Below are 16,714 nucleotides of genomic sequence, written 5' to 3'. Positions count from 1 at the left end.
ATTTGATTAACAAACTGAGTTATCTTATAAATTCATCAAATACCACAGCTTAATTATCATGTTTCTCTGAGAAAAAAACATTTATGTTCAAATCAACAATGTGTGTATTTAATGATTTGTTACTTACAAGACAGTTGCTCTAAAACTCTTGATAATGCAAGCTCAAATGACAATAACACACCTAAAACAAAACTTTTATTTTCCAAATTCGAGTAAAGGGATATACCATGATCCTGATAGAATATTGAAAACTGAGTTCATGAGCCAAAAATATTTTTCAAAACTTACTGTCTGTGAACTATTCTATTTTTTCAAATTGTGCTATTCTTTGTATTAATTCAATAAAGAAAAGCAGCAAGTCAATTATTCAATGAGTTGCAAGTAAAAAGGAAAAAATACCATAAACCAACCCTGTTATTATCTCGATAAAACCGTTTAAGTATTTTTTCACATTGCATGAATTTAGATTCAAGGTGATGTTATTTCTGTAACGAGTTTGGCAGCTTTTATTGGTTGAATGTCATAAAATATATTAACTTGTTTTCCTAATCACTGGTAATTTAATGCTCACACAAATGCTGACATCATATCTACCGTGATCAGACAATTCACCAATTTACTAACCAATTAGTAACTAAACAAGTTCAGAAAATTTTACCAGTTTCTACAATATCCTAAGTTCTTTGGATTGAGTTTTCTAAATCCTGCTGTCTTTTCTCACACACGCCAGTTTTTACTGATAATGTCTCTAAACAAACAAGAAAAGGAAAGACAACATTGTATAGTATCGTTTCAGGTTTACAGTGTTAGCCAATTACATCAAAACACCAAAAAAATACCAAAGAAGCCAATTATTAAAATGGGAAATCAAGGCAGTATTTACCGTGTGGTGTTAATGGATGAAAATGCCTGATTTCTTACACAGCTAAATCAAGAAATACTGGTAAGAAAAAAATGGGTCTATGATTTGTAAGCCACAGAGGTTTCCGTAAATTCTGTTGCTCAACAATTAACAATCCTCAAAATTACTCTATGCCATGATGTCTGCTGATTCAATTAATACTGCCTTGGCAGAGTTAGAGAGCCTTATTAACAGTTGTGAAAAGGATTTGATTAGGTTTATAGAGGAAAGAAAAATGAAGTCAGAAAATCAAATGTCAACTCACAAAATTAACAGACAACTGCAACAAAATCCTATTGCTATTGTGGGGATGGCTTCTCTATTACCACAAGCTAGAAACCTAAGACAATACTGGTCAAATATTGTTAATAAAGCTGACTGTATTACTGATGTTCCTGATACCCATTGGAGCGTCAAAGATTACTACGATCCCAACCCCAGAACACCAGAAGATAAAACCTATTGTAAACGTGGTGGTTTTCTTCCTGAAGTTGATTTTAACCCGATGGAATTTGGGATTCCTCCCAGCATTTTAGAAGTTACTGATGTATCGCAACTATTAAGTTTAGTAGTTGCTAAAGAAGCAATGGAAGATGCTGGTTATGGTGAATCTCGTGATTTTAACCGGGAGAATGTGGGGGTTATTTTAGGTGTGGCAATGGCTAAACAATTGGGTATGCCATTATCAGCCAGATTAGAATATCCTGTGTGGGAAAAAGTTCTTAAAAGTAGCGGTTTATCTGACGAAGATACTAAAAAAATCGTCGAAAAAATTAAGAGTGCTTACGTTAAATGGGATGAAAACGCATTCCCTGGAATGTTAGCCAATGTTGTGGCTGGACGTATTGCTAACCGTCTCAATTTTGGCGGTATGAATTGTGTAGTTGATGCTGCTTGTGCTAGTTCCTTTGGTGCTTTGAAAATGGCAATTAGTGAACTGGTAGAACATCGCAGCGATATGATGTTAACCGGTGGTGTAGATACCGATAACACCATCATGGCTTACATTTCTTTTAGCAAAACTCCGGCGGTTTCTCCTAGCGAAAATGTCAAACCTTTTGATGCCAAATCAGATGGAATGATGTTAGGTGAAGGCATCGCTATGTTAGTTCTCAAACGCTTAGAAGATGCCCAAAGAGATGGCGATAAAATCTATGCTGTAATTAAAGGTATTGGTACTTCTAGCGATGGTCGCTACAAGAGTATTTATGCACCACGAAAAGAAGGACAAGTTAAAGCCTTAGAACGTGCTTATAATGATGCTGGTTTTTCGCCGGCAACTGTGGGTTTAATGGAAGCTCACGGTACTGGAACAATGGCGGGAGATCCTACAGAATTTGCATCTTTGCACAATTTCTTTAGTCAATATGATAACAAGAAACAGCATATTGCTTTAGGTAGTGTAAAATCCCAAATTGGACATACAAAAGCCGCCGCAGGTGCAGCTAGTTTAGTGAAAACTGCCCTAGCTTTACATCACAAGATTTTACCACCAACTATCAATATTACTGAACCAAATCCTAAGCTGGATATTGAAAATTCTTCATTTTATTTAAACACTGAAACTAGACCTTGGATACGTGCAGAAGGTGAAGCACCAAGACGTGCGGGTGTAAGTTCCTTTGGTTTTGGTGGCACTAACTATCACGTAGTTTTGGAAGAATATCAAGGGGAACAACAAGAGGCTTATCGTTTACATAATGCACCTAGTGAAGTGTTGTTATTTGGTGCGACTCCAGCAGAATTAATTACTAAGTTAGAAGCAACTTTTAATAATTTGCAATCTAACGAAGGCGATAGATACTACTCGCAATTAGTTCAAGAATCTCAAGCTTTAAGTATTCCTAAAACTGCTGCCAGAATTGGTTTTGTTGCTGAGAATAAAGCAGAGGCTTGTAAGTTACTAAAGGTTAGTATTGACTTACTGAAAAATAAACAATCTGCAAATTCTTGGGAACATCCTCAAGGTATTTATTACCGTGCTTCTGGCATAGAATTAGCTGGAAAAGTTGTGGCTTTATTCTCTGGTCAAGGTTCTCAATACCTGGAAATGGGTAGAGAAGCGGTGATGAATTTCCCAACTTTAAGAAGGTTGTATGGGTTGATGGATGGGTTGTTAATTAAAGATAATTTGCAGCCTATTTCGGAAGTTGTTTTCCCCTATCCCACTTTTAATGAAGCTGAGAAAAACGAACAAATTGCAGCTTTACAAAGAACAGAATATGCACAGCCGGCGATTGGTGTTTTTAGTGCTGGTTTGTATTCTATTTTCCAACAAGCTGGGTTTAAATCTGATTTTACTGCCGGTCATAGTTTTGGCGAATTAACCGCTTTGTGGGCGGCGGGAGTGTTGAGTGAAGAAGATTATTTGTACTTGGTTAAGTCTAGAGGTCAAGCGATGGCTGCACCGAAAGATCCTGACCATGATGCAGGTAGTATGTTAGCGGTGAAAGAAGATATCAGCAAAGTGGAAGCAGTGCTGAAGAATTTTCCAAAAATTGCGATCGCTAATTTCAATTCTCCCACTCAAATTGTTTTAGCTGGTCCAACTGCGGAAATTCAAAAAATTCATCAGAAATTCCAAGAGTTAGGATATGGTGCTGTACCTTTACCAGTTTCCGCAGCTTTCCACACACCATTAATTGCCTTTGCACAGAAATCCTTTGCCATTGCCACAAAATCTGTTGCGTTCCAAAATCCCAAAGTTCCCGTTTTCAGTAACGTTACTGGTAAACAATATCCTCAAGAACCTTCAGCCATTCAAAGAGTATTAGAAAGTCATCTTTCTAGCTCAGTTCACTTCAAACAAGAGATAGAAAATATCTATGCTGCTGGTGGTTATTGCTTCGTAGAATTTGGACCAAAACGCATTCTTACCAACTTGGTAAAAGATATTTTAGGTGAGCGTCCACATATTACTATTTCTCTCAATCCTAGTACACAGAAAAATAGCGATCGCTCTCTCAGAGAAGCAGCAGTACAACTGCGGGTAATTGGTATGGCTTTAGGTAATCTTGACCCCTATCAACTACCAGAAAAATCTGCCGCTAAAGACACTAAAAAAGCCTTAAACGTTAAATTAAGAGGCATTAACTACGTTTCCGAGAAAACCAAAAACGCCTTTACCGAAGCATTAAATGATGGCTTCAAAATTCAAGGAGCGCAAGAAGTTAAAGAAGTTCAAACAGTGAAAGTAGTCGAGGAATCTAAAACTTTAGAAATTCCCAAGGCTGTACTTCCTGTAGTTACTTCTAGCAATGGAAGCAACGGCAACGGAAACGGCAACAAAAAAACACCAGTAATTACTTCTTTGCAAACAGTTTCTCAGATGAATCCTGCTACATCTATAAATTCAAATCCAGCCACCAAAGAAAAATTACCTACAGTGACTTATGCGCTGGCAGAGAGTCTAGGAGGGAACATGGAAACACCAGATAAAAACACCAACTTTCAACAGGTTTTGGAAAGTTTAGAAAACCTCCTCAACCAGTTTCAAAATAATCAAAGTGATAACTTAGAAATTCACGGCACATATCTAAATCATCAAATGGAATATGCCAAAACATTTTTCCAATTGATGCAGCAACAAAACACCCTGTTAATGAACAGTCAAGCTGCCGAAACTGCCCAAATTAAACAATCAATCATGGAAAGTTTCGAGCGTAGCATGGTGCAATTTCACAACCAACAAGCCGAAACTCTCCGCATCCATGAACAATATTTGCGGGAACAAGTAGAATACACCAAAAACTTTTTCCAACTCATTCAACAAGAATATTCATTACTAATTGACGGTACAGAAATCACACCCATCATTCCCCCACAATTTACCGAAACACACACCCAAAGTTTACGGGAATTTATTCCCCAAAACCCAGAACCAACTATTACAGAAACAGTAGTTACTCCTGTTAACAAAATAGTAGAAACTCCTGAACCAGTAATAGAAACTGTAACTCAAACTGCACCTGTAATAGAAAAGCAACCCGAACCAGTTGCCCCTATAGCATTAATTTCTGAACCAACAAAACCTGCAATTAATATTGATGAACTAGGTAAAAATCTCCTAGCAATTACTAGCGAAAAAACAGGTTATCCCATCGAAATGTTAGAATTTGACATGGACATGGAAGCCGACCTGGGAATTGACTCCATCAAACGGGTAGAAATATTAGGAGGATTGCAAGAATTATATCCTGATTTACCCAAACCAAACTTAGAAGAACTGGCAGAAAAACGCACCATTGGTCAAATAGTTGAATATCTAGGAAAGCAGGTTGCGGTTAACAGTTCAGAAGTTAAAAATGAGGTGAAAGGTGACAGTTTACAGGTGACAGAAGAAGTGACAGTTGACAGGTTACAGGTGACAGAAGAGGTGACAGGTTACAGGTTACAGGTGACAGAAATAGAGGAAGTAAAACAAGATTTAGTCATTATTCCCCAGTCCCCAGTCCTCAGTACCGAACACCCGGATATAGCCGAAACCCTGTTAAGAATTACCAGTGAAAAAACAGGCTATCCAGTAGAAATGTTAGAACTAGACATGGACATGGAAGCCGACCTGGGAATAGACTCCATTAAACGGGTAGAAATATTAGGAGGAATGCAAGAAGCATACCCTGATTTACCCAAACCAAACATCGAAGAGTTAGGCGACCTGCGGACAATTGGACAGATAGTTAACTACCTCCAAAAACTGGTGGCAGGTGAAAAAAAAAAGCTTGATTCTTACCAGATAGAACCACAAATAGAAACAATAGAAAAAGTGGTGGACTTAACCCCACCACTACCAGCAGACCCAAACTTACCCCGTCGTCCAGCCAAACTCAAAACATTACCCAGACCTGATTTTTGGGAATGTAAATTACCAGAAGAACACATTGGATTAATCACAGATGACGGTTCTTTAACTACCACAAAATTAGCCCACGTGCTAATAGAAAAAGGTTGGAAAGTAGTAGTTTTAAGTTTCCCCCAATCAATAGTTCCCGAACAGTCACCATTACCAGTAGGAGTTACCCGCCTCACCTTAGCAAACATGAGTGAAGAACACCTACAACTACTACTGCAAAGTATCACTATTCAACATGGAAAGATTGGGGCATTTATTCACCTACATCCACAATTCACAACAGCAAATCTCGGCTATTCAGAAACAGAAAAAGCGATTGTAAAACACATCTTTTTGATGGCGAAACATCTCAAACAATCGCTCAACACAGCCGCCGATTTAGAAGGAAGAGTTAGCTTTTGTACAGTTGCCCATCTTGACGGTGCATTTGGATTAGACTACACAGAAAACTTCGGAATTATCGGTGCTGGATTATTTGGATTAACCAAGAGTTTGAGATGGGAATGGCCAAAAGTATTCTTGAGAGCAATTGATTTACATTCCAACTTAGACCCACACCAATCAGCAGAATATATTGTAGCAGAATTGCACGATTCTAACCGATATATCGGTGAAGTTGGTTATAGCTCAAAGGGACGAGTAACACTTGTAGCTGAAGCCGAATAACCTGTAAGGTGGGCATTGCCCACCACAAAGAAATTGTGTTTCGCGCAAAGACACAAAGGAGCAAAGACGCAAAATATATTATCTTCTTCTCTTTTCCTTCTTCTCTTCTTCCTTCGTGTCCTTCGCTTCTTCGTGGTTCATTAAATCTTCTCTTTGCGTCTTTGCGTCTTTGCGTGAGAAAAAAATAAATTGATTTACTCACAAAGCATTACTCACCACATCAAAACCTCTATTAAATATTCTGACTCCTGACTCCTGACTCCTTACTTTAATTTTTTAATTTTTATCTCATTACCGAGGAATTATGACAGCAACACTTCAAGTTAGCCCATCATCTGTATTTGTTGTCAGTGGTGGAGCAAAGGGAATCACTGCACAATGCACAATTAAATTAGCCCAAAATCAGCCATGTAAATTCATTCTTTTAGGTCGTTCAAAAATTACAGAAGAACCAGATTATGCGCGTAATTGTTTAGAAGAACCAGCTTTGAAAAAACGCATCATGGAAAATTTGCTTTCTCAAGGTGAGAAACCCACACCCATGATGGTACAAAAAATATTTAATCAAATTACTTCCAGCAGAGAAATTAAAAAGACATTAGCAGCAATTGAAGCAACTGGGGGAAAGGCTGAATATATCAGTGTTGATGTCACCGATACAGTAGCATTACAAGAAAAACTCAATACTGTTGCTCAAAAGTTTGGGCAAATTACAGGTATTATTCACGGTGCTGGAAATTTAGCAGATAAGTTAATTGAAAAGAAAACATCTGAGGATTTTGAAAAGGTTTATACTGCCAAAGTTCAAGGTTTACAAAATTTACTTAATTGTATTCACCCTGAGCAATTACAGCATTTAGTTTTGTTTTCTTCTGTGACTGGTTTTTATGGGAATATTGGTCAAAGTGATTATGCTATAGCTAATGAAATTCTCAATAAATCAGCACACCAATTTAAAAAACATTATCCCCAAACTCATGTAGTCGCAATTAACTGGGGTGGTTGGGATAGTGGGATGGTGACACCACAATTAAAAAAAGCATTTGCTGAACGGGGAATTGATATTATTCCCGTAGAAATCGGTACACAAATGTTAGTTAATGAACTACATCCCGCTTTTCAAAATCAATCCCAGGTGGTGATTGGTAGTCCCATGAATTTACCACCCACACCCCTAGAAAGTGAACTAAAAAGTTATCGTCTCCGCAGACGGATGACCTTAGCAGAAAATCCCTTTTTATATGATCATACCATTGCTGGGGTGCAAGTGTTACCAGCTACCTGTGCTATGTCTTGGATGATTCATGCTTGTGAAGAAATTTATCCCGGATATAGGTATTTAAACTGCAAAGAATTTAAAGTTTTAAAAGGCATATCTTTTAATTCTACCCTCGCAGATGAATTCATTTTAGAAATTCAAGAACTTTCCAAAGCTGATGGTGAATTTATTGAATTTCAAACCAAAATATTGAGTAAAAATGCTCAGGGTAAAACCCATTTTCACTTCTCTGCTATCATCAAAGTAGTGGGGAAAGTTCCAGAAGCACCAATTTATCAAGGATTGAATTTAACAGAAGATAACATCATTACCACCATAGGTAAAGGATTTTATCAAAATGGCGATTCATCCTTATTTCATGGACCAGCATTCCAGGAAATTACCAGGGTATTAAATGTTAACCCTGATAAAATAACTGTTGAATGTTGTTGGCAAGAAATCTCTGCCCAGGCACAGGGACAATTCCCTGTAAAAACCCATAATCCTTATACGACTGACATCAGCACTCAATCACTTTGGATTTGGTTAAATCACTTTCATCAAGAAGTATGTTTACCAGGACAATTAACCTATTCAGAACAATTTTTAGCTGTTCCTTGTAACTCACCATTTTATGTTTCCTGTGAAGTGGAAAATAAAACAGATACAGGTGTAACCGCTAACTTTATTCTTCATAGTCGAGAAGGGAAAATCTATTCCCAAATTTTAGGAGCAAAAGCAGTTATTTGGCCGATGAAAATGTTAAGTAAGAAGTAGGTGATTGGTGATTGGTGATTGGTGATTGGGAAATTAACTAATGACTAATGACTAATGACTAATAACTGAAATACCACGTTTGGGGGAATCGCGTAAATCCTAAAAAACTATTGGGGAATTAATTTTTAATTTTTAATTTTTAATTTTTAATTTTTAATTCCCTTCTACCCCAACGAGGATTTCAACAGTGGAAAAAATAGCCATTATCGGATTATCCTGCCTCTTTCCAGACGCAAACAATCCTGAGCAATTTTGGCAGAATCTCAGCGCAGAAAAAGACTCAACTTCTGATATTAGCGTAACCGAATTAGGTTTAGATCCTAGCATATTCTACGATACAACCAAAGGCAAACCGGAAAAATTCTACTTTTTAAAAGGTGGATTTATCCGTAACTTTGACTTTAACCCCAAGGAATATAATTTACCTGGGGAATTTGTCCAAAGTCTGGACAATACTTTTAAATGGTCACTGTATGCAGCCAAACAAGCAATTATTAACAGTGGCTATTGGGGAAATCAATCTGCACTTTCTGAATGTGGCGTAATTTTAGGTACTCTTGCTTTACCAACTAAAGCATCAAATCAATTGTTTGCCCCTATTTATCAGCAAACAATAGAACCGGCAATTAGTGAACTTTTACAGGAAAAAGATTTCCGTTTAGGTGGTACATTAACCGCAGCCAAAGCATCACCCTATAATGCGATGGTTTCGGGTTTACCTGCTGCCATAATTTCCCGTGCTTTCAATCTTTCTGGAACTCATTTCTGTATAGATGCAGCCTGTTCATCATCATTTTATGCCATTAAATTAGCATCCCATTATCTGCAATCAGGTAAAGCAGATTTAATGTTAGCTGGTGCTATTAGTTGTTCAGATCCGTTGTTTTTAAGAATGTTATTTTCCGGTATTCAAGGATATCCAGAAAATGGCATTAGTCGCCCTCTTGATAAGTCATCACGGGGTTTAATTACCTCCGAAGGAATAGGGATGGTAATGCTCAAAAGATATAGTGATGCTGTCAGAGATGGGGACAAAATTCTAGCAACAATCTGCGGTAATGGTTTATCTAATGATGGCAAGGGTAAACATCTTTTAAGTCCTAATGCTCAAGGGCAAATGACTGCCTATCAAAGAGCTTATGACGAAGCAAAACTTAACCCCCAAGAAATAGATTATTTAGAGTGTCACGCTACCGGCACTCTCTTAGGAGATACCACCGAATCTAACTCTATTGAAGGCTTTTTTGGTGAACAAAATGCCAAGCCATTAGTAGGTTCAACTAAAAATAATGTCGGTCATTTACTCGTTGCTGCTGGCATGGTGGGGATAACAAAAACGATTTTAGGAATGTCTCATAACCTTATCCCAGCAACTATTAATGTCAGTGAACCGATGGGTTCTGAAAATAATGTTGTATCGCATCAAAACATTGTCAGAACAGCCACACCTTGGCCGAGTAAAGAAACTAAGCGCGTAGCTTTGAGCGCATTTGGATTTGGTGGAAATAACTCTCATTTAATTCTTGAACATAATTCTTGAGTAGGGGGAAAGTCAGATAATGAATAATCAAGAAAGAATGAACGCAAAAATGGCTGCAAAAATGGCAATTGTCGGCATGGATGCCTTCTTTGGTGAATGTGATGGTTTAGATGCTTTTGAAAGCAGTATTTATGACGGAAAACAACATTTTATTCCTTTGCCTGAAAAAAGATGGCATGGAATTAATGAACAAGAAAAGTTACTGCAAGGTTACGGTTTAGAAACAGGAACAGCGCCCAATGGTGCATACATTAAAGATTTTGAAATTGACACTTTAGCTTACAAAATTCCACCCAACGAAGTTGAAAAACTCAACCCCCAGCAAACTTTATTATTAAAAGTGTGCGATCGCGCCCTCAAAGATGGTAACATTCAACCTAATAGTAATGTCGCTGTCATTATCGCCGCCGATACAGAATTATCTGTACACCAACTACAACAAAGGTGGAATTCTGCTTGGCAATTAAAAGATGGTTTGAATGCTGCGGAAATTGCCTTACTACCAGAAAAAATCACCCAATTAGAAAACATAGTTAAAGATAGTCTTCACCATCAAGTTGATATTGGCGAATATCTCAGTTATGTCGGCAATATTATGGCCAGTCGAGTTTCTTCTTTGTGGAATTTCTCTGGTCCATCCTTCACTATTAGCGCGGTAGAAACTGCCACATTTAAAGCTTTAGAATTAGCAGAAATGCTATTAGCAACTAACGAAGTTGAAGCAGTAGTTGTAGGTGCTGTTGACTTAGCAGGAGGAGTAGAAAATGTCTTACTCAAAAATCAATTTGGTAAGCTAAATACAGGCATAAATACCCTCAGTTTTGATCAAAATGCAGACGGTTGGAATGTGGGAGAAGGTGCAGGTGCGGTAGTTTTGCAACGACATGATACAGCTTTGCAAAATAATCAACGCATCTATGCAGTAATTGATGGTTTAAGTATTAGTCAATCTCATTCAATGGCTATAGATGCAGATACCATTGAACAAGTCTGCAAACAAGCATTTAAACAAGCCGACATTCAACCCCAAGAGGTCAACTACTTAGAAGTCTGCGGTAGTGGCATACCCCAAGAGGATGAAGCTGAAATTCAAGGAATGTTACAGGCTTATCCCTCGGTGGGAGATGGTTTACACTGCGCCATTGGTAGCGTCAAAGCTAACATTGGTCATACTTTTGTCGCTTCCGGTATGGCCAGTTTAATCAAAACTGCCCTCAGCCTGTACTATAAATATATACCAGCAACCCTTAACTGGTCAGGTGTAAAAACACCGCAAGTATGGGAAGGAAGCCCCTTTTATGTTGCTACCGAGTCTCGACCTTGGTTTTTACAAAAAGAGGTCAAATGTAGAATTTCTGCTATTAATAGTATCGGTTGTGACGGTTCATTTGCTCACGTTATTTTATCAGAAGAAACCCAACAAGAAGAACGTAATAGCAGATATTTAGAATCACGTCCCTATCATCTTTTCCCCATCAATGGAAATGATGAAACTAGCTTATTAACTGCGTTAAATAACCTAGAAAAAACCATTACCAATGCTGAATGTTTGAAAACCGCAGCCAGTCAAACATTTATCAATTTTCAACAACAAACTAACGCCAATTATACCTTATCCATCACCGGACGCAACCAAAAAGAACTACTTAAAGAAATCAATTCTGCTAAAAAAGGTGTAACCAATGCCTTTATAAATGGTAAAGATTGGGTAACACCAATAGGCAGTTATTTTACACCCAAACCATTAGGAAAAAATGGCGAAATTGCTTTTGTTTATCCTGCGGCTGTTAACACTTATGTCGGTATTGGACGGACATTATTCCGACTATTTCCTAAAGCCTTTGACGACGTAATTGTTAAAAGTTTGTACAAACGGGCAGCCGATGTTGAAAAATTAGTATTTCCCAGGAGTTTAAAGAAACCAACTACCAGAGAATTAGAAACACTAGAAAAGAAATTGTTAGATGATTCACTGGCAATGTTTGAAGCAGAAATGCTCTTTACCAGATTCATCACCACAATTATTAGTGAAGACTTCCAAATTAAACCCAAATATATCTTTGGTTACAGCTTAGGTGAAACCAGTATGATGGTTGCCCAAGGAGTTTGGAGTAACTTTTATCAAGGAAGTAACACCTTCAATTCATCATCATTATTTGGGGATAGATTATCAGGACAAAAAAATGCAGTCAGAGAGTATTGGGGACTACCAAAAAATTCTGCAAATCATGATAATAATTTGTGGAGTAACTACGTTTTAATGTCCACTCCTGCCCAAGTTAGAGAAGTTTTAAAAGGTGAAAACCGTGTCTACCTCACCCAAATTAATACACCAGAAGAGGTATTAATTGCCGGTGAACCAGCAGCGTGCGAACGAGTGATCAAAAAACTAGGATGTAACGCTTTTCCTGCACCCTTTGATCACGTTATTCACGCTCCAGCGATGCAGTCAGAATACCCAGAACTATTCCGTCTCAACAACTTACCAGCGCAAAAAATTACCGGAGTTACCTATTATTCTGCGGCTGAATATCAACCAATTACTTTAGAAAGTGAAGTAATTGCCCATAATATTGCCAAAGGATTATGTCAGGAATTAGACTTTCCTCGCTTAGTAAATCGTGTTTACCAAGACGGTGCAAAAGTATTTATTGAAGCTGGTGCTGGTGGTATTTGTTCACGGTGGATAGATAAAATTTTGGGCAACCAAGAACACATGACCGTATCCTTAAATCGTCGGGGCATAGATGATCATACATCAATAATCAAAGCATTAGCAAAACTGCTCAGTCATGGAGTCAAATTAGATATTTCTCCCCTGTATAACCTGAGTCTTGCTACCAACAAACAAAACAAAGCAACCTGGAGAAAAGTAACCCTTGGCGGTAACTCCATCACAGCCGAAATATTGAAACCAGAAAACCGCCAACTGTTCCAAAAAGATACACAGCAAAATCCAGAATCACACACTAATTACCGAGAGTATAAAATTATTAACTCTCTCAAACCATCCTATCAAATTCAACCCCAAGACATTTACCCACAACCAGAAAAACCGGAAGTAAAAACGCTCATAGATAACCGTTTACAACCCCAAGAAGAATTAAAATCTTCTGAACTAACCAGCACTCAAAAACCCAAACCTAAAAAACTACTTCGTAAAATTCACATGAACGATTTAAAAATAGCGCAGTATCAAAAACTGACCAACAACAACTCCAAATTAACAAAAGCACACACCAGCTTTTTAGAAGCTAGAAAAGACTTCAGCCAACAAATGAGCGAAATCATCAAACTACAATTAGCTTGCGCTCAAAACTTACTGCAACAGGAAAAATAATCAATAAAACGAACCACAAAGAACGCAAAGAAATAGAACCACAAAAAACCCTTTACATCTTTTCCCTTCTTACCTTTGCGAACTTTGCGAACTTTGCGGTTTATAAACCATAAACATAGCTACAAACCTTGAGAACTTGAGGAAAAAACTACCGTGACAACATTTAATACGGTACTCAACAAACCCAACAACGGACTTACCTTCTCCCACATTTCCCAACATCAAACCCAAATTTGGAGAGGTTCATTAGATTATATTGCCTTTGAACAAAACGCCATCAAACAAAAACTTCTCACCCTAGAAAAACCCTGTCATATAGTCAAAATAGCAGGTAACATCGGCGTAACCAACGACGGATATTTAACACCTGCTAACAATGGTGCATCCGAACAAGCAGAACTATTAATATCATTACCAGCATTAGAACTGCAACAATTTGGCGATCGCTCTTTCCTCTCCACCTATAATGTAAAATATGCCTACATGACTGGAGCAATGGCTGGGGGAATAGCATCTGAAGAAATGGTTATTGCACTAGGAAAACAACAACTTTTAGGTTCATTTGGTGCAGGTGGTTTACCTCCAGAACGCCTAGAAACAGCCATTAAAAACATCCAAACTTCCCTACCCAATGGACCTTATGCTTTCAATTTAATTCACAGTCCCAACGAACCAGCAATAGAACGCCGCGCTGTAGAATTATACTTAAAATATGGCGTTACCACCGTCGAAGCATCGGCATTTTTAGACTTAACTCCTAACATTGTTTATTATCGCATTGCTGGATTAAGTTTAAATTCTAATCATCAAATTGAAATCAAAAATAAAGTCATTGCTAAAATTTCTCGGCGTGAAGTTGCTACCAAATTTATGCAGCCACCCCCAGAAAAAATGGTTAAAGAATTACTTGCCCAAGGATTAATTACCGAACTGCAAGCAAATTTAGCCAGCAAAGTTTCAATGGCTGATGATATTACCGTAGAAGCTGATTCTGGCGGTCATACAGATAATCGTCCCCTCGTATGTTTGTTGCCTTCAATTATTAGTTTACGGGACGAAATTCAAGCTAAATATAATTACGAAAAACCCATTAGAGTGGGAGTAGCAGGAGGTATTGGTACACCAGAATCCGCCCTAGCAGCATTTATGATGGGTGCGGCTTATATCGTCACTGGTTCTATCAATCAATCTTGCATCGAATCAGGAGCTTGTGAATACACCAAAAAGTTATTAGCACAAGCAGAAATGGCAGATATGATGATGGCACCAGCCGCCGATATGTTTGAAATGGGAGTCAAATTACAAGTCTTAAAACGGGGAACAATGTTTCCCATGCGGGCGCAAAAACTATATGAATTATACCGCGCATACAACTCAATTGAAGAAATTCCCCAAGCAGAAAGAGAGAAGTTAGAAAAACAAATCTTCCGTAAAACTATCGCCGAAGTTTGGGAAGGTACAGCCGCCTATTTATCACAGAAAAACCCTGAAAAATTAGGTAAAGCTGTGAACAATCCTAAGTTAAAAATGGCTTTAATTTTCCGTTGGTATTTAGGTTTATCTTCTCGCTGGTCTAGTAGTGGTGAAAAAGGTCGAGAAGTTGATTATCAAATTTGGTGCGGTCCTGCAATGGGCAGTTTTAACGACTGGGTAAAAGGTTCTTATTTAGCAGCACCTCAAAACCGTCACGTTGTTGATGTTGCTAATCACATTATGTTAGGAACTGCCTTTTTATATCGTATTCAAAACCTAAAATTTCAAGGTTTGCAACTTCCCAGTTTTTACAGTCAATATCAACCTCTTAACTCTAAATTGGAGATGTAAAAATGAGTTTAACAACTACTTATAGTGCTGTTCAAATTCAAGATTTTATGGTGTCTAACTTAGCGGAAGTGCTAGGAACAACACCAGAAGAAATTGACGTTCAAGAACATCTAGAAAATTATGGTTTGGATTCTGCCCAAGCTATGATTATTATTAGTAAATTAGAAAATTTACTAGGTTTTAAACCCTCTCCGGTTTTATTGTGGCATTATCCCACTATTGCGGCACTTTCTCAACGTTTATCGGAAGAAAATCCCGCAAATTCCCAGTTAGAAAATTCAGCTAATGGTACTGTTAATAATGTCAATATTCCTGTACCATTTTTAGATTTAGGTGCGGAAGTGATACTAGATCCCACTATTCAACCAGTGGGTAAGAATACCGTTGATATTACCAATCCTAAAAACATCTTTTTAACAGGGGGGACTGGTTATTTAGGGGCGTTTATTATTAAGGAACTTTTAGCAGAAACCCCAGCAACTATTTATTGTTTGGTACGTGGTGCTGATGTTGCTGAAGCTAAGAGTAAGTTAATCAAAAATCTCCAACAGTATGCAATTTGGGATGATAAATATAGTGAAAGACTGATCCCAATTGTTGGTGATTTATCATTACCACTTTTAGGTATTGGTGCAGAACAATTTGAAAATTTAGCTGCTAATATTGACACCATTTATCATAGTGGGGCGTTGCTGAATTATGTTTATCCATACTCAGCATTAAAAGCAGCTAATGTATTAGGAACTCAGGAAGTTTTAAGGTTAGCTTGTAAAACCAAAGTTAAACCTGTACATTACGTTTCTAGCGTTGCTGTTTTTGAATCTACCGCTTACGCTGGTAAGGTGGTTAAAGAACAAGATAGATTTGATGATTGGCAAGGTATTTTCTTAGGTTATTCCCAAACAAAATGGGTAGCTGAAAAGTTAGTTAAAATTGCTGGTGACAGAGGATTGCCGATTACAATCTACAGACCACCTTTAATTGCTGGAGATAGTCAAACTGGGATTTGTAACACCCATGATTTTATCAATTTAATGATTAAAGGTTGTCTACAAATGGGGTATTTTCCTGATGTAGATTATATGTTGGATATGTCCCCTGTAGACTATGTAAGTAAAGCAGTGGTTTACTTATCTAGACAGGAAAAATCCCTTGGACAAGCTTTCCATTTGCAACATCCCCAACCCGCTTCTTTAAAATCATTGGTGGAATGGATACGCACCTTTGGCTTTAAATTAGAAATGATTTCCTACGAACAATGGCAAAATGAATTAATCAATAATGTCACTGATCAAGAGAATCCATTATACACCCTGAAACCATTTTTATTAGAGCGTTGGTCTGATGAACAAATCACCATTCCTGATTTGTATTTGCAAGCAAGAAGACCAATTATTAGCTGTGAAAAAACCATAGAAGCATTGAAAGGAAGTTCTGTTGTTTGTCCGCAAATTGACTCACAATTATTAATCACTTACACTTCCTATTTAATGCAAACAGGTTTCCTCACTCTTGGATAATTAATTGCAAGGTGGTTAAGGTGGGTATATCCCACC

6 protein-coding genes are annotated in these 16,714 nt (G+C 37.7%); all 6 read left to right on the top strand.

Features of this window, described 5'->3' with window-relative positions:
• Positions 1–1,040 precede the first annotated feature (1,040 nt).
• The 6 genes from IQ237_RS10940 (at position 1,041) to IQ237_RS10915 (ending at position 16,678) form a co-directional block, all read left to right on the top strand.
• Positions 1,041–6,419: a type I polyketide synthase gene (locus IQ237_RS10940; RefSeq protein WP_194055126.1), complete on the top strand. Its 5,379-nt coding sequence runs from the start codon at positions 1,041–1,043 to the stop codon at positions 6,417–6,419.
• A gap of 304 nt (positions 6,420–6,723) precedes the next feature.
• Complete coding sequence (locus IQ237_RS10935; protein WP_194054995.1) at positions 6,724–8,454, top strand: SDR family NAD(P)-dependent oxidoreductase; 1,731 nt, start codon at positions 6,724–6,726, stop codon at positions 8,452–8,454.
• Positions 8,455–8,641: 187 nt separating this feature from the next.
• Positions 8,642–9,994, top strand: a complete 1,353-nt coding sequence (locus IQ237_RS10930) for a polyketide synthase (protein ID WP_194054994.1) — start codon at positions 8,642–8,644, stop codon at positions 9,992–9,994.
• A gap of 19 nt (positions 9,995–10,013) precedes the next feature.
• Entirely contained in the window at positions 10,014–13,334 is a 3,321-nt protein-coding gene (locus tag IQ237_RS10925) for a type I polyketide synthase (RefSeq protein ID WP_194054993.1), read from the top strand.
• A gap of 153 nt (positions 13,335–13,487) precedes the next feature.
• Complete coding sequence (locus IQ237_RS10920; protein ID WP_194054992.1) at positions 13,488–15,158, top strand: PfaD family polyunsaturated fatty acid/polyketide biosynthesis protein; 1,671 nt, start codon at positions 13,488–13,490, stop codon at positions 15,156–15,158.
• A 2-nt stretch (positions 15,159–15,160) separates the two neighbouring features.
• On the top strand, positions 15,161–16,678 hold the full coding sequence (locus IQ237_RS10915; RefSeq protein ID WP_194054991.1) for a thioester reductase domain-containing protein: 1,518 nt from the start codon (positions 15,161–15,163) through the stop codon (positions 16,676–16,678).
• Positions 16,679–16,714: the final 36 nt, after the last annotated feature.

Origin of the sequence: Sphaerospermopsis sp. LEGE 08334 (assembly GCF_015207205.1) — a bacterium.
Lineage (GTDB): Bacteria > Cyanobacteriota > Cyanobacteriia > Cyanobacteriales > Nostocaceae > Sphaerospermopsis.
The sequence above is the reverse complement of the archived record's forward strand: the minus strand, read 5'-3'. Positions and strand labels throughout refer to the sequence as shown.